Below are 21,711 nucleotides of genomic sequence, written 5' to 3'. Positions count from 1 at the left end.
CATGTCCGTGACGCGGCTTGTCGTGCATGACCCTGCCTGGGCAGAGGTCTATGCACGGGAAGCCAAGGCGTTAAAGGCAATGTTTGGTGCTGCGCTGACCGACATCGATCATATTGGCAGCACCGCCATTCCCGGCATTCTGGCCAAACCGGTCATCGATATTCTGGGCTCGGCGAACGATCTTTCTAAAATCGATGCGCGCAATGCCGAGATGTTGGCGCTGGGCTATGAACCGAAGGGTGAGCATGGCCTTGCCGGGCGGCGCTATTTCCGAAAAGCCGATGCGCGTGGCCGACGGCGCGTCCATCTGCACATCTATCGGAAGGGCGATGCAGCCTTGCACCGTCATCTGGTCTTTCGCGATTTTCTGATCGCCCACCCGGATAAGGCCAAAGCATACTCTGAATTGAAGCGGGAGCTGACCCAAACACTAGGCTTGTCAGGCCAAGCATATCAGAGTGCGAAACAGGATTGGATAGATCGAACGCTTCAAGCCGCGCTCGATTGGGCAGCGCGTCAATAACCGCCCTGATAAATTGCCCTTTTCCTGCACTCAGTGCTAACTGACGCAAATTGCGATCACGCCAAGAGGGGCCTTCATGCAGGATATTCTCAAAGAGCTGGAAAACCGGCGCGAACGCGCACGTCGGGGCGGGGGTGACGCCCGCATCGCCAAGCAGCATGAAAAGGGCAAGCTGTCCGCCCGCGAGCGGGTGGAATTGCTGCTGGATGAAGGCTCGTTTGAAGAATGGGATATGTTCGTTGAGCATCGCTGTACCGATTTTGGCATGGCGGACAAGAAAATCCCCGGTGATGGCGTGGTCACCGGCCATGGCACGATCAATGGCCGCCTAGTTTATCTCTTCTCCAAGGATTTCACCGTGTTCGGCGGCTCCCTGTCGGAAACGCACGCTCAGAAGATCGTCAAAATCCAAAAAGCCGCAATCCAGAATGGCGCGCCCGTGATTGGCATTTTCGATGCGGGCGGGGCCCGTATTCAGGAAGGTGTTGCCTCGCTGGCGGGCTATGCCGATATCTTCTTGCAGAACACGCTGGCCTCCGGCGTGGTGCCGCAGATCTCGGTGATTATGGGCCCGTGCGCAGGCGGGGATGTCTATTCTCCAGCGATCACCGACTTCATCTTCATGGTGAAGGATACGTCCTACATGTATGTGACCGGCCCGGACGTGGTGAAGACCGTCACCAATGAAGAAGTCAGTCATGAGGACCTGGGTGGGGCGTCGGTTCATGCCAAGAAATCCGGCGTGGCGGATGGCGCGTTCGGAAATGATCTGGAAGCCCTGGTGCAGATGCGCCGGCTGATCGATTTTCTGCCGCTGTCCAACCGGGAAAAGCCGCCAACCAGGCCCAGCTATGACAGTGCAGAGCGTTCAGAGCCCAGCCTGGACTCGCTGGTGCCGCCCAATCCGAACAAGCCCTATGACATTGTGGAGCTTATCGAAAAAACCGCCGATGAGGGCGATTTCTTCGAGATCGCACCCGATTATGGCAAGAATATCGTCGTCGGCTTTGGCCGCCTGGATGGCCAGCCCGTGGGCTTTGTCGCGAACCAGCCGATGAGCCTAGCTGGCGTCTTGGACATTGATGCCAGCCGCAAGGGCGCGCGTTTTGTGCGTTTCTGCGATGCCTTCAATATCCCGATCGTGACTTTCGTGGACGTGCCCGGCTTCCTGCCCGGTACCAAGCAGGAATATGGCGGCCTCATCAAACATGGCGCAAAATTGCTGTTTGCTTATGCCGAAGCCACCGTGCCGAAGCTGACGGTCATCACCCGCAAGGCCTATGGCGGGGCGTATGATGTGATGAGCTCCAAACACCTGCGCGGCGACGTCAACTATGCCTGGCCGACGGCGGAAATCGCCGTGATGGGCGCCAAGGGCGCGGCCGAGATTATCCATCGCGCGGACCTCGGCGATGAAGAAAAAATGGCCGAGCATGTGAAGGAATATGAGGACCGCTTCGCCAACCCGTTCGTGGCGGCTGGGCGCGGCTATATCGATGATGTCATCCAGCCGCGCAATACGCGCCGCCGCCTGATCAAGGCGCTACGCACGCTGGCGAACAAGAAGGCCGAAAACCCCTGGAAGAAGCACGATAATATTCCGTTGTGAGGGAGTGCTAAATGGAGATTGACGAAGGCACAAAAACTTCTGCAATCAAATCAATTTCGGAAGGGCTTGATAAAATATTCGGCAAGAGTGGAAGCGAGGTTGGTGAATACCTTGCAGACAAGGTTCGTTTCCATCGCTGGAGGTCACTAAACAAGCTGTTGGATAAAGCAAATAATTATGCCAGCGATCACGATATTCGAGCTGAGTTCCCATCACTAAAAGTGCTAGTGCCGATAGTCGAAAGCGCAACTCTCGAAGATGATGACGACCTGTTGGAATTCTGGGCAAGACTTCTGGTAGCGGCAGGTGATGCTTCGTCGGCAACTATTGCGAACCACCGACAAATTCTTGCGTCAATTAGTTCTGACGAGGCTAAACTTATTGAAAGTACCAAAGTTTTTGATGACGGTCGCTGTTTCTCTCGGCCGTCAGCTAATTACCGCATCGAAAACCAGCGCCATATTTACATTTCGGCTCGGCAATACCTTTTTCAAAACTTTGATCCTTCGACAGGTCTCTCGACTGCGATCAAAGAGGCGATCGACAAGTTCGTTCAAAACACAAATCGGATCGAAGGGCTAAAAATTCTTCATTTCACGATCGGGAGCATCTCCCCTGCAGGTTCACAGCAATATTTCTATTCCGAAGAATACCAAAACTCTTACGACTCTATAGAAAATTTGGTCCATCTTGGCTTCTACCGATCAGCTGAAGTCCAAGTCGAGCATGATGTGCCTGGAGCAAAATGCACCGTCTCGTATGTTGAAGTGACACCCACTGGTGCTTTGTTGCTTCGCGCGCTGGGGCTTACAAAAGAACGAAAACCCTTGGAAGAAGCGTGATAATATTGAGTTGTGATGCCCGACCCGATTGATCATCAAAAAGTAATTAGAATCTCACTCGAGGCGCTCGAAAGAGAGATGCCAGATCGCCGCTTGCAATCGGGAGGCGCAGCAACCGTAGCAATCGGTTCAATAACCTATTTCTTGGAGGCAGATTGGGTCGATAGTGCAAATTCTTCAGAAGTCACTTTGATCATTGGATTAATCACTAGTTTTTGCCTTGCTGTGGGATCGGCGTTTTTCAGTGCGAACCGGTTGAGCGAAATGCGATTTCTTTATGCCGAGATGCTTTCGAAAATTGAGCAAGGGGAAGATTGGTCCGTTTCGGCAAGAAAAGCGACGCGCGATCATGGTCGAGCGAGACTCGGATATCAGGGTTTTTTTCTGGCTTTCGGTATAGGTGTCTTTCTAGGCGCAATGCTTGTGTATTCGCGATTGACCTAGAAATCAGAGTGTTTCGCTTCCCGCATCTCGATATCCTTGCGTTTCGCGTGCACGGTTTCGCGAGCTTTATACTTCTGGCCCTGGCGTTTGTGCGGCTTGCAAACTAGGCAACCTGCGCGGTTGGATTGGATTTTCTGTTTCTGATGGACCTCCGGGTCAAGCCCGAAGGCCCCAGAAGTTAATTCGTTTTACTTAACCGAAATATGTCCGGGGTGCCCGGACTTGATCCGGGCATCCATCGACTAATTGAAAGATAGACCCTCGGATCAAGTCCGAGGGACCCAGTCATTTTAGCATTTGAGATGATTGAAAACTCTAGGGTGCCCGGACTTGATCCGGGCATCCATCGGCTAAAAGAATGACGGACCCTCGGGTCCCCCGATCGGGGTCGAGGGCAGGCAAGCCCGAGGGACCCAGAGGAAAGCGGTTCAAACCCAGTTCTGCAATTCGTCATACCAATCACGCCAGTCGGGATTGCGTTCATTGATGAGGTCGATCTTCCAGTCGCGTTTCCATTTCTTCCAGCGTCGCTCGCACGCGATGGCGTCGCGAGTGAAGTCGAACTGCTCGAAATAAACCAGCGTGAAGACCTTGTATTTCTTGCAAAAGATGGAGCCTGCGCCATTGCGGTGCTCCCAAACTCGCCGGGCAATATCGTCGGTCGAGCCGATATAGAGCGTGCCATAAGGCTTTGACGCCAGAATGTAGGCGTAGGCGGGCATGCAATTATTAGTTTAGAGATGGACCTCCGGGTCAAGCCCGAAGGCCCCGGAGAAACTACAGTCTTTGCCAGACCCGTAATCTACGCGCCCCTTGCAATTGGCCTCGGCCATCTACACCTGACATCTCAACAGGAGGGCGCGAGCGCGCCTTGAACGGGGAGAAGGCAGATGAAACTCACCTATGCCGGACTGGCGGCCATTGCAGCAGCCACTGGTGCTCTGGCGGATGATCAGATCGTCATCGTCAACAAGGGCGCCGATACCGTCTCGATCATTGATGCCGCGAGCTATGAAAGCGCCGGCGACATTGCCGTCGGGCGCAACCCTCACGAGGTTTACGTCTCTCCCGATGGCGAGACCGCTTACATTTCCGACTATGGCAATTCCCAGGGCACGACGATTTCGGTCATTGATCTGGAAACCGCCACCCGCACCGATGTTTGGGATTTGCAAGGCAATCGCGGTCCGCACGGCATCTGGGTTTCAAATGACGGCACGCTGGTCTGGGCGACAACCGAAACCAGCGGCACGGTGGTGGAATTGTCGACACCAACCGGCGAGCTGACGAATGTCTGGGAAACCAACCAACTCACCTCGCACCAGCTGGTGCCGACGCCGGATGATACCAAGCTCTACGTTGCCAATATCGGTTCGGCCTCTGTGACGGTCATTGATCGTATCGCGAACACTGTGACAACGGTGCGGACTGATGCGGGCGCGGAAGGCATTGATGTGTCGCCAGATGGCTCGGAAGTCTGGGTCACCAATCGCGGCGCGGACAATATTTCCATCATTGATGTCGCCACCGATACGGTGATCGACACGATCTCATCGCAAGGCGGGTTCCCGATCCGCGCGAAGTTTACGCCGGATGGATCTCAGGTCTTTGTGTCCAACGCCACAACAGGTTCGGTGGCGGTGTTTGACGCGGAAACACGGGCGCATCTGGGTACGGTGGAGGTCGGGGCGGTGCCCGTGGGTATTCTGATTTCGCCGGATGGCGGGCGCGCGTTTATCGCCAACACGCAGGATGACTTCATCACCGTTATTGATGTGGCCACACGCGAAGTCATCGACCGGATCGAAACCGGCGATGAACCAGACGGCATGGCCTGGGCGGTCCGCTAGGCTTCGGCCTCGGTCTTGGTTTCAAACTTGATATTGCGGCCCAGCAGGCTGGCGGCGAGGACGCTCCAGATCGCCAGGTGTTCGCGCAAAGCGTCCTGACCGCCCAGCAAGCTGGCGAGGCCCGCCAGCAGGATAAGCGCCATGCCCAGCTGCACTCGTTGGCAATGGCAGGGCTCTGCGATGGCATCCATCAAGGCCGCGACTTCGCAGGTATTCCAGATATTGCCGATGACCAGCACGCTGATTACCACCACGGTGACGATCCAGCCGCGCACCAGAGTGTCGAGATCGGAAAACACACCCGTATCGCTGGAGAAGATCGCAAAACCCATGCCGAGGCCCAAGACTACTGCCGCCAGAATATTCGGCAGGGCCGGTTTTTCGAATATGGCGTCAATGATGAGCGCAATGATCGCCACGCCGGCGATCCACCAGGCTCCATCGACGAAGACCGCTCCCAGGCCGAGACCCGTCAAAGCAAAAATGTCGATGATTTTTGGCGCCGGACCAACGGTGCGATTGACCAGTCGAACCGCAAAGAGGACCGCTGCCAGTGACATCAGAGCAAAGGGATAACCCAGACCAGCGATCAGTACGGCCAGCCCCATGGCTATAAAGCCGGTCGCGTTGTGGTCCGGGTCCATTTCGCGGCCCAACGCCCAGGTCAGAAATGCAGTGAATAACCCGTACACACCGGCAAGGGCGGCCTCCGCAAAGCCGCCGCCATTAAACATCGTCCAACCGAACAGGCCGATCGCGATCACCGGTAACAGGATCAGCACCGCCAGATTGGTGGGGTATTTCGCCTCGACCGGGCGGGCGAGAGTGGAAATCTTGTGAATTGGATGGCTCATGGCGCTCTCGACTGATTTGGCCGCCAACTTATCCCTATCGGCGGCAATGGGAAGCGGTCTAGACTGTGATCCATGTTGCCATCGCTGGGAATCGCTGCGCTTTTAATCACGCTCACCGTCATCATTCACATGACCGGGCTGATTGTGCTGATGCGGTTTCTTGAAGCCCGCTCACATCATATCAAACCGTTTCAGTCCGGTTTCCGGCAGGGGCTGTTCATCGTGCTGGTTATACTCGGACTTGTGGCGATCCACTTTTTCGAGATCATGGTTTATGCGATGGCCTATTCCGCGCTGGGTATTTTCGAGACGTTCGAGGCCTCGCTGTATTACTCCACCTCGGCCTTTACGACCGTGGGCTTCGGCGATGTCGCGATCGCCAGTGAATGGCGCTTGCTGGGCGCGCTGGAAGGCCTCAATGGCTTTCTGCTGATTGGCTGGTCGACAGCGTTCATGGTGGCGCTGATCGGCCGGATGCGCACCAATGAGATGGATTGGCTGGATCGCTTGAGGGACCGGCGCGACTAGCCTCTTTGCTTGCCCCGGACGCAACAAGCACGGTAAACCGGTGAAAACCTTTCGGGGACAAGAAAAGGGCTTTCATGTTCGATAAAATCCTGATCGCCAATCGCGGCGAGATTGCCGTGCGCGTTATCAAGACCTGTCAGCGCCTCGGCATTGAAACCGTTGCGGTTTATTCCGAGGCCGATGCCGGGTCGAAAGCCGTCGACATGGCCGATGAGGCGGTTTTCATCGGTCCACCTGCGCCGGGCGAAAGCTATCTGGTGATTGAAAAAATCATTGAGGCCGCCCAGAAAACCGGGGCGCAAGCTGTTCATCCCGGTTTCGGTTTTTTGTCGGAAAATCCGAACTTTCCCATGGCGCTGAAAGAGGCCGGCATTGAATGGATCGGCCCGAATCCGCACGCCATTGAGGCGATGGGTGACAAGATCACGTCCAAGAAGTTTGCTGCTGAAGCCAAGGTCTCAACCGTGCCCGGCCATATGGGCCTGATTGAAGATGCGGAGGAAGCGGTGAAAATCTCCGCCGAGATCGGCTATCCGGTAATGATCAAGGCCTCGGCGGGTGGCGGCGGCAAGGGCATGCGGATTGCCTACTCGGATCAAGAAGCGCGCGATGGATTCAAGTCAGCCCGCAATGAAGCCCGGTCTTCATTCGGGGACGAGCGCATCTTCATCGAGAAGTTTATCGAGCGCCCGCGTCATATCGAGATCCAGGTGTTAGGCGATCGGCATGGCAATGTAATCCACCTGAATGAGCGCGAATGTTCGGTCCAGCGCCGGAATCAGAAAGTGCTCGAAGAAGCGCCATCGCCCTTCCTCGACAAAGCGACGCGCGAAGCCATGGGCGCACAAGCCGTCGCCCTCTCGAAAGCGGTTGATTATGACAGTGCCGGGACGGTCGAGTTTATCGTCGACAAGGACAAGAATTTCTACTTCCTCGAAATGAATACCCGCCTTCAGGTGGAACATCCCGTCACCGAGATGACGCACGGCATCGATCTGGTCGAACAGATGATCCGCATCGCGGCAGGCCAGAAGCTGGAGTTGCGCCAGAAGGATGTGAAAATAAATGGCTGGGCCGTCGAGGCGCGGCTTTATGCTGAAGACCCGTATCGCGGCTTTCTGCCCTCCATTGGCCGTTTGATCCGCTATTCTGAACCGGCCGAGGGAAAGCTGGGCGAGGGCACGTTGCGCATTGATTCCGGTGTGCGCGAGGGCGACGAAATCTCGCTCTTTTATGATCCGATGATCGCCAAGGTGGTCGCCCACGGCAAAACCCGCGAGACCGCAATCGATACGCTGCTGGAAGGGCTGGACCGCTATCATATCGAAGGTCTGCAGCCGAACACACCTTTCCTGGCGGCCTGTCTGGAAGAAGAGGATTTTCGGGAGGGCGATATTCACACCGGCTATATCGCCGAAAAATTCCCGGAAGGGTTTACCGGCACCGAACCAACGGAATTCCAGACGCGGGCGATCGCGGCGACGGCTGCTTTCATTCACACGGTCATGACCCGCCGGGCAGCACGTACCTCCGGGCGTCTGACCCCACTGCCGCGCATCTATACCGATGAATGGGATGTGTTGATGGATAAGCAGCGCATCGCCGTTGATATTGATCTGCCGGATGCCGCAATAGGCGGCGGCACGCCAGCCAAGCTGATTATGCCGGAGCTGGATGGCGGCCCCGTGAAACTAGAGAGCGCCTGGTTGCCCGGCGAACATGTGTTTGACGGGCTGATGGATGATGAACATTTCGCGGTAGAATTCAAAAACCTCACTGAAGGGTATCGGTTGCGCCATCGCGGTTATACGACGACCGCGATTGTTGCTACGCACCGGTCAGCGGACCTCCATGCCATTCTCCCAGAGCGCGACACCAGTGCGTCGGCGAAACAGGTTACAAGTCCCATGCCAGGCCTTGTGGTCACGCTGGAAGCCCAGGCTGGGGACGAGGTGAAAGCAGGTGCGCCGCTGCTGGTGGTCGAAGCGATGAAGATGGAAAACGTCATCCGAGCCGAGATGGACGGGGTGGTGAAACAGATTGCTGTAGAGGCCGGACAGTCGGTGTCTGCCGATGAATTGCTGGTCGAATTTGAATAGGCGGGACAAAGAACAGGCGGGACAGGGGCTGAAACGGTCCCGCTTCAAAGCTTTCGTCGACGGGGTTAAAGCCGACTCCGGTCGATAACTTCTGACAGGGACAAAACCTATGAATCCGCTTGCTATTGTGACGCCCATTCAACGCGCGGCACCTGCCGCTTTTTTGATCGGGCTTGTTATTCTTGCTGTTGCCGATGCCGCCAAAACCTGGTTCGGAACAACGCTCGGAACGAGTGATAACAGCGAGCTTTTTGGCTATCTTTCGATGGCGCTCTTCTTCTTGCTTGTTGTGTTTGTTTCTTTCCTCTTCATCAACCGGCGGCGCGATGCTGACCGGGGTATCATGCTGTTTTTGCTGCCGGTTATTGTTGCGGCCCTGGTCAGCATGATCGCCTCCGGCATTCTGGCCGTTACCGTCTCGATTGGTTTGATGGGTGAGTATGCGGAATCCATCGGGCGTGATTTCCAGACCGTGGCGCAGGATCCGGCCATGCAGGAAGATTTCCAGGCCTGGCTGGAAGAAAACACTGCCATGGCGCAAGAAAGACTGTCGCCGGCAGCTTGGGTTGGGTTTGGCGGATTCTGGGCAGTGACCTTCCTGTTCGGCTTCTGGTTTGCCTCCATGAAGCGCGAGGATGACGAGACCGTTGCGTAATCTTCGCTCGAAAGGCGATTGACAGAATGCGGCTTCCCCTCGCAGTTTAGACGAAACTGGCAGGGGAGGCCGTTTTCATGGATATCGCGAAACTACAAAACCTACTTTTGACGTTTGAAGGCCGGATTGGCCCGACTTCATTGATGCAAGGCACAGTGGCGGTGTTCGCCGTGGCGATCATCATCCAGCTGATTTCGATTATGTTGCCGTTTTTCGGCATTATCGGGCTGGCCTTGCTTTATCCGATGTTCTGCCTGCACGCGAAGCGGTTTCACGATGGCGGCAAGCCGGCCATCTGGACGCTGGCCGTACTTGGCGGGATTCTGGTGGGCGGTTTCATCATCTCGATGATTTTGACGCCCTTGCTGGTGGGCGACATGTTCGCGGCGGCGATGCGCGGCGAGGATGTGACGGGCATGGGCTACCGGCTCAAGAGCTTCCTGGTTGGCATTATTGTCGGCGCGGCGACGTATTTTGGAGCGGCGTTTGTCGTCAATCAGGTGGTTAAAGGCGATCCGGCAGACAATGCCTATGGCCCGCCGCCCACCGATGCGGCGTCACCCAATCCGCTAGGCTAATTCATCATCCAACAGGGACGTTTCTTATGAATCTGACGCATGTTCTTTTCAGCCCGAATGGCCGGATCGGCCAGCAGGAATTCTGGATCGGGGTTCTCATTATTGTTGGTGGGAATTTGTTTCTGACATGGCTGCCGTTTATCGGCATGATCATCTGGCTGGCCCTGCTTTACATCGGCGTGTGCGTTTTCGGTAAGCGCCTTCATGATGCTGGCCGGTCGGCCTGGCTGCATGGGGCGGTCTGGCTGGTGCAGATTGCGCTGACGATTGTCGGCTTCATGATAGCCGGCGGCGCGGTGCTAGCCGCTGTCACCAGCGGTGGAGGCGATGAGGCTGCAATCATGGCCGCCATTGGCGCCTCGGGCGGGTTGTTCCTTGTGTTCGGCCTCGGCCTGTTGATCTGGATTGTTTACACGATCTGGGTGGGTGTTGCGGCCAGCGATCCCAATGACAACCGGTTCGGACCCGCGGCGGGGAATGTGGCGCATGTCTTTTCGCCCGATCCAGCGGCGCCGGCAGCTCCAGCCGCTCCAGAGACTCCATCAGAACCACCGGCAGCTGATACGCCGGCTTCCGGGGATACACCGTCCGCAGATAATACCGAGCCGAAACCCTAGGCGGGTTCGGTCAGCCTGGGTGGAGCAACTTGCTCCACCGGACCAAACACGGTCTGGAAGGATTTGAGGAAAGCCTGGTCCGTGTCGGCCAGGCTTTCTTCTATGCCCAGATCGGCCAGGCTGGTGACGCCATAGCGCGGATCGTCAATGCCGCAGGGCGTGATACCTTCGAAATGAGACAGATCCGGCGACACGTTCAAGGCGATGCCATGGAAAGACACCCAGCGGCGCAGGCGTACGCCAATTGCGGCGATTTTGTCTTCATAACCTTCGCCCTTGTCTGGGCGATTGACCCAGACACCAACGCGTTCACACCGCCGGTCGCTCTCCACGCCGAACTGATCCAGGGCGCCGATGATCCAGTCTTCCAGCCCGCGCACGAATTTGCGGGCATCGCGCCCCCGCTTTGTAAGGTCCAGCATGACATAGCCCACGCGCTGTCCGGGGCCGTGATAGGTATATTCGCCGCCACGCCCGGCCTCAAACACAGGAAAGCGTTCGGGGTCTTTCAGGTCTTCGATCTTGGCGCTCGTGCCAGCGGTATAGAGCGGGGCATGCTCCAACATCCAGACCAGCTCGTCGGCTTCGCCCGCGGCAATGGCGGCGGCGCGCTGTTCCATGAAGGCCACAGCCTCCGGATAGGGCACAAAGCCTTCAGATACGGCCCATTCGGTGCGGATTTCGGTCATCTTTCCACTTTCCTTAACCCGCCGGAAAGGCGGCTCACCCAACATCGGGTCACCGCTTGATGGTTTCAAGCGTGAAAGGGAGTTTGCGGGTGAGTCAGCTCGGGTCTGTAAAAGTCGAACTGTCAGTGGTTCTGGGACAATCCTCCATGCCGATCTCGCAGTTTCTGCGGATGGGCCGGGGCGCTGTTATTCCGCTGGAATGCAGCGAAGACGAACCGATCTGGATTCTCGCCAATGGACACCCGATCGCACGCGGCGAGATCATCATTCAGGGGGATCGCGTGACGGTCTCGATCCTCGGTCCGGCGGACGTAAACGACTTCGAGGCGATGGCCGCCTGATATTTGCACACAATCTAGCTTCACAAGATCAATTCAGCCTGCTATCCCGCGCGCCTTCCAGTGATGCGGCCGTGGCGGAACTGGTAGACGCGCAGCGTTGAGGTCGCTGTGGGGTAAAACCCGTGGAAGTTCGAGTCTTCTCGGCCGCACCATTTCAAACCAGTTTGCTATGCAAAATTTTCGGCCCAGTGGGCCGAAAATCGGTTTGAAATGCCCCGGCAGGGGCCAAGATGCCGCCCGCCATAGGCGGGAAATTCGATCCGGTGGATCGAATTTGGGCTTTGAATATAGCTCTTTCGTTGTTTCCGTTGCGCTCGGCCCCAATGCCAAGCACGAGCGCTGTCGCCATGGGCCGTGCTCACATGAAACGCGCTCAAGGCTGCGGTGTTTGGTAGATACCAACAGAATCCAGAAGGCGAAAACGGGCATTCAAATTCCATCAGCTTGAATGGTTTGTTTTGCCTCGCGCTGATACGCTTATGCGACCCCTCCATATGCGACGCCCGTCAAAGCTGACATTTCCTTTCTCCAAGTTGTCAGATCGTCTTGGTTGAATTTCGACAAATGATCGTGGCCACAAGCGCGTGCCATAACCTGCATCAATTCAATCGAGGCCTCGAAGAAATTCGCCAATTGGCGCGCCGACTTCTGAACAATCAACCGACTGACGAGATGCGGCTTCTGTGTTGCGATTCCAACCGGACAGTTGTTGGTATGGCATGCGCGCATGGCAAGGCACCCGATTGCCTGCATGGCGGAATTCGACACAGCAATCGCATCGGCTCCAAGTGCCATAGCCTTGATAAAATCAGCCGGCTTTCGCAGACCACCTGTAATCACGAGCGTGACATCTTGACGACCGCAGGAATCAAGATGACGACGCGCTCGCGCCAACGCAGGAATTGTTGGAACGCTGATATTATCCCGAAACAGGATCGGGGCCGCACCGGTTCCGCCACCTCGGCCATCGAGGATGATATAATCGACACCCACATTAAGGGCTGCGTCTATATCCTTTTCGATGTGCTGTGCGGATAATTTGTAGCCTATAGGAATGCCACCCGTGCGGTCGCGAACCTCGTCCGCGAAGGACTTGATTTGTGCCGCGTCTGTCCAGTCAGGAAAGCGCGGCGGTGAAATCGCATCTTGACCCTCGGGAATGCCACGCACCTCGGCTATCTTGCCTTTGTTTTTGGTTCCAGGAAGGTGGCCGCCAGTTCCGGTCTTGGCACCTTGGCCACCCTTGAAATGAAACGCCTGAACATTTGTCAATTTGTCCCACGAAAACCCGAAGCGGGCCGACGCAAGCTCGTAAAAATAGCGCGAGTTGGCTTCCTGTTCTTCTGGAAGCATACCGCCTTCCCCAGAGCATATGCCGGTTCCTGCCAGCTCTGCGCCGAGCGCGAGCGCGACCTTGGCGGGCTCTGATAATGCACCGAAGGACATATCCGAAACGAATAGCGGAATCTTCAACTTTAGCGGCTTTTGTGAGTTCGGGCCGATAACCACTTCCGTGCCCACGGGATCGTCGTCAAGAAGTGGTACCTTTTGAAGCTGAGCTGTCAGGATTTGCAAATCGTCCCAGGTAGGTAGTTCGTCCCGGGGCACCCCCATAGATTCAACCTTACCGTGATGCCCCGTCTTTGATAGCCCATCCCGAGCATATTCCTGGATCAGGCCATTAAGCGGTTCTTCGGCGGTGCCGTGAGATGTATCAGCGTAGAGTCCAAGGTAAGCGTCGCGATTGAATGGCTGCGGGTTGTCTTGGCCCCAAGAGGTGATCTCATCCTCATCAACGAGTACTCGATCGTCCTCAACCCATGACTTGAACTTCGGCAGTTTTTCTTCGTTGGCGTATTCCGAAACCCCGGTATCCAATCGATAGTCCCAGTTATGCAGTCCGCAAATGAGATTGCGCCCGCTGACATACCCGTCAGACATCAAAGCTCCGCGGTGCAAGCACCGCCCGTAGAACACCGCCACTTCATCGTCGAAACGTACTACGACCAGGTCAACTTCAGCGACTAAAGCATATTGGGGTTTCCGATCTGGAATTTCGCTATAGGTCGCAATGGCTACTTTATTCATATCGTACACCCTTTGTGCTGCACGCCGTCGATGCATTGGCTGAGTTCTGAATTCACGACCCTTCTGATCGCCTGTCTTTTTCCTCTAATTCCTTAATTTCCATCCCAAGGAAAAAACTGATCGCTGTGCGAACGACGACAAGGCCCACAAGAATGTAGAGGTCTTCCAAGGCTCGCGTCGCAACCGAGTGCAAGATGTCGGAGACAATCATGAACTCAATCGCTGCAAGAATGTATCCGCCGAGTTCAATTCGATTTCGGCGCATCTGATGCGCGCAGTCCAATCCGCGCAAACGTTGGAACTCGATAATGGCAATGTGGGTGCAAAATTTAAGTGCGCCGATCAATGCGATGGCAACCCCAACCAGATCAACGATGAGGGCAACCGATTCCAGAAAATGAAACAGCAGAGAGCCTTCTTCCATATCAATTCCACATAAGTCAGACCCCATAAGTGGTATAGGGAATTCGAGTTGGTCTCAATCGCGCAGCCGCCGATATTTCCTAATTCTTGCGAAACCGCACGAACAAAAATGACTGAATCTTCAAGGCGGTTCTGAAACGATAACCCGGTGTTTGAATTATCAAATTCTACTGGTGCGCGCGGCCCGGACTCATAAGCGAGATATTTCTTTCTCCGGCAGCTCCCCCGCCTTCGCCTGCGGTCCATACGGCTTTACCAACCGCCAGACATGATCCGGGATAATGGATTTCATGCGGCTGTGCTCGGCCTCGCGCACGGGTGGAGTAGTGATGCCCGGAGCGTGGCTTTCGTTATCAGGCATTCAGCTAAATAGATTTGGCAGAGGCCGAATTAAGCTGGCGATTTTAGTTTTCGCTATGTCCAATGACAGAAAAAGTTATCTGGTCCGCGCTTACTTCATGGACGGCCAGCTCGAGATCGCGGAACCTAATCGTTTCTGCTCCCACCGGATAAGTGAGTTCCTGATAAAAGGCCTGCCTCGCGAGATCATTGTCGGTGAATTCCCGATAGTTTAGGCGAATTGATGATCCATCGATGCCCGAAAAGATAATCTGATAATTCTGGCCATCCGGAGTATTCGAAATTTGCTCCGAATTGGCTCTTTCGACGGATCCGGCCCCACTATTCGTTTGAAAAGTATAGATCATGAAAACAGGTGGGCCGCCAGCATTGGCGTTCAGTATTTTATCCTGAACTTGCCCAATTTGGTTGTAAACGATCCCATAGCTACCAAACCAAAAGAACTCCATTTCTTCGTCGTTTAAGACAGTAAGCCCGCCATACTCAAAACTTTCGCCGATTTGGAAATCATGATTGAAAACCGGGCCGTTGATAGAAAAAGGCTGTTGCACCTCAACCCTATCACCCGAGTAAACATCGCGGCGGTAATCACGAACACGAATCATGGAATTGCCGACAACGGTCGTGACTGGTTCGTTTAACTCATAGCTTCTTTCTGTTACCCGTTCCGTCGAAATCAGTTGTGGGCCCATCGCGTACTGAACACTTGCGCAGGCTGAAAGCATGGCAGTCAAAAACAATACCGCTAGTGATCGAAACATATATTCCTCCCCCAATGCTCGCTGAATCTATCGGGGTATCCTTTTCCACTCAAGGTCGTTTTTATCCAACAGGACTCGAAGTCAACTCTGGTAAAAACGCACAATCCAAGGAGTCTAGAAATCAACGATGATGACAATCGGCACGCCGCTATCGCCTTCTGCGACAAAAGTACTTTTTCTGGGTGCGGGAGAGCTGGGCAAGGAAGTGGTGATCGAGTTGCAAAGGCTCGGCGTCGAGGTGATTGCCTGCGACCGCTACAAAAATGCGCCGGGCATGCAGGTCGCGCATCGATCCTATGTTCTCGACATGACCGATGCGGCGGCGGTGCGCAAAGTGATCGAAGCGGAACGCCCGCACTTCATCGTACCGGAGATTGAAGCGATTGCGACGGATGAGTTAGCGGCCATCGAAGCGGATGGGTTGGCGACCGTAATCCCAACCGCCTGCGCAACGCAGCTGACCATGAACCGCGAAGGCATTCGCCGCTTGGCGGTCGAAGAACTCGGTCTTCAAACCAGCCCGTACGCCTTTGCCAGTGATGGCGAAACGCTGGCGGCCGAGGCGGAGCGCATTGGCTATCCGGTGTTTGTAAAGCCGGTGATGTCGTCGTCGGGCAAGGGGCAGAGTTTTGTGAAGAGCGCTGCGGACATCCATGCTGCCTGGGACCATGCGCTGGAAGCCGGACGCACCAATCAGGTCCGCGTCATCGTCGAAGGCGCGGTTGATTTTGACTATGAAATCACCCTGCTGGCCGTGCGCCATGCGGGCGGCACGGATTTCTGCGCACCTATCGGTCATCGTCAGGAAGATGGCGATTATGTGGAAAGCTGGCAGCCTCAGCCGATGAGCGAGGCGGCGCTGGCTACGGCGCAGGAGATGGCCCGCAAAGTGACCGACGCATTGGGCGGTCGCGGCCTGTTCGGTGTGGAGCTGTTTGTAAAAGGCGATGAGGTCTGGTTTTCCGAAGTCAGCCCCCGTCCGCACGATACCGGGCTGGTGACGCTGGGCACGCAGGACCAGAGTGAGTTTGAACTTCATGCCCGCGCGATTCTCGGTCTGCCGGTCGATACGTCGCTAACGCGCCCCGGCGCCAGCGCCGTGATCTATGGTGGTCTTGATGCGGAAGGGGTCACCTTCTCTGGTATTGATGACGCTCTGGCCGTACCCGGCAGTCAGCTGCGCTTGTTTGGAAAGCCGGTCAGCTATGAAAAGCGGCGCATGGGTGTGGCCGTCGTTCATGCCGAGGATATCGATACCGCGCGGGAGCGGGCGCGTCAGTCCGCCAGTGCTGTAGCCGTCTCGGAATAACCCGAAATTCCAGATGAATTTGCCGCGGTAAGGCGTATGCTCGCCTCGTTACGCAAAGGGTTTACCCATGGCTGATTTCGCCCCGGAACTGGAACCGGAAGAAGAGCTGAACTCGGTGGATACCGACATCACGATTGTTGCGCGCTTGGCGGCAGCTATCGCCGATGGGGATGCATTTCTCGTCAAGGAAATCCTTGATGATTTGCATCCGGCGGATGCGGCCGATGTGTTGGAACAGCTGACCACCGAACAAGTCCGTCAGGCGGCCAAGCTCGCACCGGATGCTTTCACCGGCGAATTGCTGTCGGAAATGCAATGGGACATCCGCGATGATGTGACCGAATTGCTGGAGCCCAAGCAGATCGCCGAGGCGATCAAGGAGCTCGATTCGGATGACGCCGCGCTGGTGCTCGAAGAGCTGGATGATGAAGCACGCGAGCAGGTGCTTTCAGAAGTCTCGGTTGAAGACCGCACCCTTCTGGAAGCCCAATTCGAGCACGATGAAGAGACGGTCGGTCGTCTCATGCAGCGTGATTTCGTGGCGGCGCCGGAACACTGGACCGTCGGCGATGCCATCGATCACATGCGTAAAGCCGGCGAGGACCTGCCAGATATTTTCTTCGATGTTTACATTGTGGACGCCGCGCTCAAGCCCATGGGCGCGGTCCCGGTCAGCCAGCTCATGCGTTCAAAGCGGGAAACGCTTCTTTCGAACTTGATGGGCGAATTGCGGATTAAGATCGCGCCAGACGTTGATCAGGAAGAAGCGGCTTACCTGTTTGAGAAATATCATCTGTTCTCCGCGCCCGTGGTCGATGAAGGCGGGCGCCTGACCGGTATGTTGACCATCGACGACATGGTCGGTGTCATTCAGGAAGAAAACAAGGAAGACTTGCTCGCCCTGGCCGGGGTGAATGATGCGGGCCTGTCTGACAGCGTCTGGGATTCGGTGCGATCGCGTGCGCCCTGGCTTTTGGTCAATCTGGCGACCGCCATTCTGGCGTCCGGCGTGATCGCAATCTTTGAAGATGCATTGGCGGCCATTGTCGCGCTTGCGGTTCTAATGCCGATTGTTGCTTCCATGGGCGGGAATGCTGGTACGCAATCGCTGACGGTTGCGGTTCGTGCAATCGCGTCGCGCGATTTGACGGCTGCCAACGCGCGTCGGGTGATCATCCGCGAGACGCTGACGGGCCTGGTCAACGGGGTGATTTTTGCGGTCGTGATGGGGCTGGTCGCCATGATCTGGTTCCAGAATGTGTCGCTGGCCGGCGTCATTGCGCTGGCCATGGTGATCAATTTGGTCTTCGCGGGACTGTCCGGAATCGCGGTCCCGCTGATCCTTAGAAAGTTTGGCGCAGACCCAGCTGTCTCATCCTCGGTATTTGTCACAACTGTAACCGATGTGATCGGCTTCTTTGCCTTTCTTGGATTGGCTGCCATCATTCTGCTCTGATTTCCATCCACGCGGGGGAAGGAGTTATGGCCAATGCGTTTTGATCAGTTTGTGCTTTCCCTTGTGTGCGGCGCGATCTTCGCGTCCGCTGCGGTCGCCGACGGGTATTGGCGGCGCTCAGCAGAGTTGCTGGACCCGCGGGCCGGATTGTCAGCCGTGACGCTGGACGGCCGCGTCTATGCAGCCGGGGGGTCCGGCCTGACCGAACCCAACAGCACAGTCGAGGTTTACGACCCTTCACGCCTGCAGTGGAATGAGGCGACTGGCCTGCCGCGCGGGCTCGAGCGCTTTGGTTTTGCAACGCTGGACGGCCGGCTCTATGCAGCAGGCGGATATGCCGGGCCGGAGCAGTCGCGTTATTCGGGCCTGGATCTTAACAATTCCGGCGATTTTCAGCGCCCGGCATTCGAGCCGCTTCGGCCGAGCGCGGAAATGTGGTCGCTGAACCCTGCCGAGAATATCTGGCAGCGCGAAACCGCCATGCCGGGGCCCAAAGCGGCCTTTCAGCTGGTGGCGCTCAACGGGCTCCTCTACGCGATTGGAGGAGAAGAAGGCAGCGACGGTATATTTGTCTTCGATCCCGCCCGGCGGAGTTGGAGCGAGATGGACGCGCCAGAGGAAATCGCCCGTCGCGGGGCGGCTTCAGTGGCAAGAAACGGCCGGATTTATTTCATGGGAGGCGTTACGCAGGGGGTTCCAACCGCGCGCGTGGATATCTTTGACCCCGAAACGGGTAGCTGGAGTATCGGACCGGCCATGCCTCAACCGCGGGCCGGTCATTCTGCCGCCGTGCTGGACGGGGCGATCCATGTGCTGGGTGGGCGTGGCGAGGGTATGTCGACCACGCTGTCCAGTCACATTCGCCTCGACACAGGCGCGACCCAGTGGGCGGACGAACCGGATCTGCAATCGCCGCGGACCGATGCCGCCGCCGTCGCTATCAACGGCGAATTGATGATCATTGGGGGCGGTGCGGGTGGCGGATTTTTCGCTCCCTTTACCGCCATTGGCGGAACGGACATCTTTACGCCTGAAAACAATTAAACACTCCGGCGCTGCTCTTGCAGAGGGACCGTTGAACAGTCAGCGGACCGTCTTGAAATGGAACAGTCATGAAGCCGCGTTTGAAGTCCACACCTGCCGCGCGCGACCTGATAAAGGCGCACCAGCCCTTTTTGCCGACAGCGCGGCAAGAGGCAGACGGTGCCTGGAAGGTGGGCTATGGCCACCGTGCTGCGGCCAAGCAAGGCGTCTCCGTATCCGAGGCGGACGCCAGCCTTTTGCTGATCTACGACGTGCTGCAGGCTGAAAAGGCGATTGATGAATCCGTGAAAGGCGAGCTCGGCGCACCCCAGCGGGACGCCCTGGTCTCTTTCGCGCTGGGCATTGGTCTTCCGGCATTCCGTCGCAGCGCCATCGTGCGATTGATCGGAAAGGGCCGCTGGCGCGATGCGGCGGACGCCATAGCCGCCTGGAATGGCGGGGGTTCTGAGCGTCATGCTGCGGAACGCGACCTCTTTTTGAAGGACTTACCCAAGGATACACGCAGCACGCCGGTCGAGCTGGTGATCGAGTTTGATCATCCCGATGAGGAAGAGGCCGTCGCGCCTGTAATTAACGCTGACAGCGCGCCGGAAACGACACAAGACATGCCGGCAACTGTGCCAGAAACAATTGGGGAAGAAGAAAAGGCTGAGCCTGTGCTGGCTGCCACACCGGCCGGTCCGCAGCGTTCAGAGCTTGCCGAACGCGTGATTGCCCGCATGCAAGCTCAACTGTCCGGCCCGATCCGTGAGACCGCGTATGCGGCACGGGGGGCTGCGGCTGCAGAAGAGGCGGTTCAAAAGACAGACCCAGCACCGGTCGAAGATGGGGCTCTGGCAACTGCCGGATCAGCGGCTTTTAGAGGCCCGCTAGGGTATGCGTTCACGCAGTCTGCCGATATGGACGATGAGCTTCCGGCCGATGCGGATGATGGCGAGGACAGTGCGTCTGCCGATGCCGATCCAGACGAGACGCCGCCGCCCGTTATTGATCCGGGTCTGGGGGCATCTGGCGAAGTGTCGGGACAGGGCCTGACTGATGATGATGACGAAACCAGCGGCAGCGAAACTGACGAAACACTGCCGCAGCCGGAAGAAATCGACACCGCGCTAGCCAGTAATGGCAAGACCGAGAAATCCAATGGCTGGACGAATGGCGACGCTACGCCTGCGCCCGGCAAGAATGGCGGTCATCTCGGCGAAATCATTCTCTTGATTTTTGGCTTGATCTTGTTAGCGGGCGGTATCTGGGACTTATCAACGCAACCGGGTGGTGATGCTGAAGAGCCGAACCTGTTCATTGGCCTGTCTGCGTTGGTCGTAGGCTTTATCTTCGCGGTCGGAGCCGCGATCTGGCTGATCGGCGCGCGGAAGAAATAGGCGGGACTTCCCCCTGCGCCTTAACTTGACCTGACACGGTGATTGCGCCAAATCCGGCGCATGATCCCGAACCAATACCCTTCCATGAATTTCGACCTTGGCGACACGGCCGAAATGATCCGCGATACCGTCCGCAGCTTTGCTTCGGATGAATTGGCGCCGCGCGCTGCCGAGATTGACGAGACGGACACCTTCCCGGTCGATATGTGGCAGAAGATGGGGGAGCTGGGCCTGCTCGGCATTACCGTCGAAGAGGAGTGGGGCGGCAGCGGCCTTGGCTATGTCGAACACTGCATTGCCATGGAAGAAATCTCCCGGGCTTCAGGCTCTGTTGGCCTGTCTTATGGCGCGCACTCCAATCTGTGTGTGAACCAGATTCGCCGCTGGGCCAACGACACACAAAAAGCCAAATACCTGCCCCAGCTGGTGTCCGGTGAGCATGTTGGCGCGCTGGCCATGTCCGAACCCGGTGCCGGATCAGACGTTGTTTCCATGCGTTTGAAAGCCGAAAAGAAGGGTGATCATTACGTTCTGAATGGCTCAAAAATGTGGATCACCAATGGTCCGTCTGCGGACGTGATGGTGGTCTATGCCAAGACAGACCCCGACGCGCATTCGCGCGGCATCACCGCTTTTTTGATCGAAAAAGGCATGAAGGGATTCTCGGTCGCGCAAAAACTCGACAAGCTGGGCATGCGCGGTTCCGAAACCGGTGAGCTGGTCTTTGAAGACTGCGAAGTGCCGGAAGAAAACGTGATGGGGCCGCTCAATGGTGGTGTCACCGTCTTAATGAGCGGTCTGGATTATGAGCGCGCCGTGCTGGCAGCGGGGCCGATCGGCATCATGCAGGCCTGCATGGATACGGTTCTTCCTTATGTGCATGAGCGCAAGCAGTTCGACCGCGAAATCGGCTCTTTCCAACTGGTCCAGGGTAAGCTGGCGGACATGTATGTCCGGATGAATGCAGCCCGCGCTTACACCTATGAAGTCGCAAAGATCTGCGACCGGGGTGAAAAAGCGCGCAAGGACGCTGCGGGCGCTATCTTGTTCTCGGCGGAAGCTGCCACCCAGACGGCGCTCGATGCGATCCAGTTGCTCGGCGGCAATGGCTATATCAATGAATATCCCACGGGCCGGCTGCTCCGTGATGCCAAGCTATACGAGATTGGCGCCGGCACCAGCGAGATCCGCCGCTGGCTGATCGGACGGGAATTGTTCGAGGAAAGCGCCTAAGCGGCTTTGCCAGATTGCCTCGTCTGGTA

Annotated in this window: 22 protein-coding genes and 1 tRNA gene; 17 read left to right on the top strand and 6 right to left on the bottom strand. The window is 56.6% G+C overall.

The genetic code is table 11. The annotated features are described in order from the left end of the window. Nucleotide 1 precedes the first annotated feature (1 nt). The 4 genes from ACO079_RS04110 to ACO079_RS04095 all read left to right on the top strand — a co-directional run bounded on the left by ACO079_RS04110 (nt 2) and on the right by ACO079_RS04095 (nt 3,418). Nucleotides 2-523: a GrpB family protein gene (locus ACO079_RS04110; protein ID WP_421792037.1), complete on the top strand. Its 522-nt coding sequence runs from the start codon at nt 2-4 to the stop codon at nt 521-523. 76 nt (nt 524-599) lie between these two features. Beyond that, nucleotides 600-2,132 carry an acyl-CoA carboxylase subunit beta gene (locus tag ACO079_RS04105; protein WP_421792035.1) on the top strand — a complete coding sequence of 511 codons (1,533 nt, stop codon included), beginning with the start codon at nt 600-602 and terminating at the stop codon, nt 2,130-2,132. Between the two features lie 11 nt (nt 2,133-2,143). Beyond that, complete coding sequence (locus ACO079_RS04100) at nt 2,144-2,974, top strand: hypothetical protein (protein ID WP_421792034.1); 831 nt, start codon at nt 2,144-2,146, stop codon at nt 2,972-2,974. A 15-nt stretch (nt 2,975-2,989) separates the two neighbouring features. Continuing rightward, nucleotides 2,990-3,418 carry a hypothetical protein gene (locus ACO079_RS04095; protein ID WP_421792032.1) on the top strand — a complete coding sequence of 143 codons (429 nt, stop codon included), beginning with the start codon at nt 2,990-2,992 and terminating at the stop codon, nt 3,416-3,418. A gap of 428 nt (nt 3,419-3,846) precedes the next feature. Here ACO079_RS04095 and ACO079_RS04090 read toward each other — a convergent pair whose 3' ends face one another. After that, nucleotides 3,847-4,140 (bottom strand): GIY-YIG nuclease family protein, encoded by a 294-nt coding sequence (locus ACO079_RS04090; RefSeq protein ID WP_421792030.1) that lies wholly within the window; start codon nt 4,138-4,140, stop codon nt 3,847-3,849. Between the two features lie 168 nt (nt 4,141-4,308). Between ACO079_RS04090 and ACO079_RS04085 the strand changes: the two genes are divergently transcribed. After that, entirely contained in the window at nt 4,309-5,268 is a 960-nt protein-coding gene (locus ACO079_RS04085; RefSeq protein WP_421792028.1) for a beta-propeller fold lactonase family protein, read from the top strand. Here ACO079_RS04085 and ACO079_RS04080 read toward each other — a convergent pair. Further along, complete coding sequence (locus ACO079_RS04080; RefSeq protein WP_421792026.1) at nt 5,265-6,122, bottom strand: hypothetical protein; 858 nt, start codon at nt 6,120-6,122, stop codon at nt 5,265-5,267. The two genes, ACO079_RS04085 and ACO079_RS04080, sit on opposite strands and share 4 nt — an antisense overlap. Before the next feature lie 72 nt (nt 6,123-6,194). On the opposite strand from ACO079_RS04080, the gene ACO079_RS04075 reads away from it, so the two are divergent. From ACO079_RS04075 to ACO079_RS04055, 5 genes are all read left to right on the top strand, one after another. Further along, entirely contained in the window at nt 6,195-6,650 is a 456-nt protein-coding gene (locus ACO079_RS04075) for an ion channel (RefSeq protein WP_421792024.1), read from the top strand. Nucleotides 6,651-6,724: 74 nt separating this feature from the next. Then, entirely contained in the window at nt 6,725-8,749 is a 2,025-nt protein-coding gene (locus tag ACO079_RS04070) for an acetyl-CoA carboxylase biotin carboxylase subunit (RefSeq protein WP_421792022.1), read from the top strand. 109 nt (nt 8,750-8,858) lie between these two features. Further along, nucleotides 8,859-9,404, top strand: a complete 546-nt coding sequence (locus tag ACO079_RS04065; protein ID WP_421792020.1) for a hypothetical protein — start codon at nt 8,859-8,861, stop codon at nt 9,402-9,404. A gap of 77 nt (nt 9,405-9,481) precedes the next feature. Continuing rightward, nucleotides 9,482-9,982 (top strand): DUF805 domain-containing protein, encoded by a 501-nt coding sequence (locus ACO079_RS04060; protein WP_421792019.1) that lies wholly within the window; start codon nt 9,482-9,484, stop codon nt 9,980-9,982. 26 nt (nt 9,983-10,008) lie between these two features. Continuing rightward, the gene (locus ACO079_RS04055) at nt 10,009-10,599 is read left to right on the top strand and encodes a DUF805 domain-containing protein (RefSeq protein WP_421792018.1); all 591 of its coding nucleotides are present in this window, start codon (nt 10,009-10,011) and stop codon (nt 10,597-10,599) included. Here the strand turns inward: ACO079_RS04055 and lipB are convergent. After that, complete coding sequence (gene lipB / locus ACO079_RS04050) at nt 10,596-11,288, bottom strand: lipoyl(octanoyl) transferase LipB (protein ID WP_421792016.1); 693 nt, start codon at nt 11,286-11,288, stop codon at nt 10,596-10,598. The genes ACO079_RS04055 and lipB overlap by 4 nt on opposite strands. A gap of 89 nt (nt 11,289-11,377) precedes the next feature. Between lipB and ACO079_RS04045 the strand changes: the two genes are divergently transcribed. After that, entirely contained in the window at nt 11,378-11,629 is a 252-nt protein-coding gene (locus tag ACO079_RS04045) for a FliM/FliN family flagellar motor switch protein (RefSeq protein WP_421792014.1), read from the top strand. Nucleotides 11,630-11,694: 65 nt separating this feature from the next. Then, nucleotides 11,695-11,781, top strand: a tRNA-Leu gene (locus ACO079_RS04040). A gap of 325 nt (nt 11,782-12,106) precedes the next feature. Here ACO079_RS04040 and ACO079_RS04035 read toward each other — a convergent pair. The 3 genes from ACO079_RS04035 to ACO079_RS04025 all read right to left on the bottom strand — a co-directional run bounded on the left by ACO079_RS04035 (nt 12,107) and on the right by ACO079_RS04025 (nt 15,261). Next, a complete protein-coding gene (locus tag ACO079_RS04035; RefSeq protein WP_421792012.1) occupies nt 12,107-13,717 on the bottom strand; it encodes a glutamate synthase-related protein in 1,611 nt (536 codons plus the stop codon). Between the two features lie 52 nt (nt 13,718-13,769). Continuing rightward, on the bottom strand, nt 13,770-14,141 hold the full coding sequence (locus tag ACO079_RS04030) for a DUF1622 domain-containing protein (protein ID WP_421792010.1): 372 nt from the start codon (nt 14,139-14,141) through the stop codon (nt 13,770-13,772). 403 nt (nt 14,142-14,544) lie between these two features. Next, nucleotides 14,545-15,261 (bottom strand): hypothetical protein, encoded by a 717-nt coding sequence (locus ACO079_RS04025; RefSeq protein ID WP_421792008.1) that lies wholly within the window; start codon nt 15,259-15,261, stop codon nt 14,545-14,547. A 127-nt stretch (nt 15,262-15,388) separates the two neighbouring features. Between ACO079_RS04025 and purT the strand changes: the two genes are divergently transcribed. The 5 genes from purT to ACO079_RS04000 all read left to right on the top strand — a co-directional run bounded on the left by purT (nt 15,389) and on the right by ACO079_RS04000 (nt 21,682). Further along, entirely contained in the window at nt 15,389-16,570 is a 1,182-nt protein-coding gene (gene purT / locus ACO079_RS04020; RefSeq protein WP_421792006.1) for a formate-dependent phosphoribosylglycinamide formyltransferase, read from the top strand. Nucleotides 16,571-16,637: 67 nt separating this feature from the next. Then, nucleotides 16,638-18,026, top strand: a complete 1,389-nt coding sequence (gene mgtE, locus ACO079_RS04015; protein WP_421792004.1) for a magnesium transporter — start codon at nt 16,638-16,640, stop codon at nt 18,024-18,026. 33 nt (nt 18,027-18,059) lie between these two features. Continuing rightward, nucleotides 18,060-19,070 (top strand): Kelch repeat-containing protein, encoded by a 1,011-nt coding sequence (locus ACO079_RS04010; protein WP_421792003.1) that lies wholly within the window; start codon nt 18,060-18,062, stop codon nt 19,068-19,070. A 68-nt stretch (nt 19,071-19,138) separates the two neighbouring features. Continuing rightward, nucleotides 19,139-20,449, top strand: a complete 1,311-nt coding sequence (locus ACO079_RS04005) for a lysozyme (protein WP_421792001.1) — start codon at nt 19,139-19,141, stop codon at nt 20,447-20,449. A gap of 60 nt (nt 20,450-20,509) precedes the next feature. Continuing rightward, complete coding sequence (locus ACO079_RS04000; protein ID WP_421792914.1) at nt 20,510-21,682, top strand: isovaleryl-CoA dehydrogenase; 1,173 nt, start codon at nt 20,510-20,512, stop codon at nt 21,680-21,682. Nucleotides 21,683-21,711 lie beyond the last annotated feature (29 nt).

This window comes from Hyphobacterium sp. (assembly GCF_965228115.1).
In the GTDB taxonomy this organism is placed as follows: domain Bacteria; phylum Pseudomonadota; class Alphaproteobacteria; order Caulobacterales; family Maricaulaceae; genus Hyphobacterium.
This window is presented reverse-complemented; position numbering and strand designations above follow the sequence as displayed.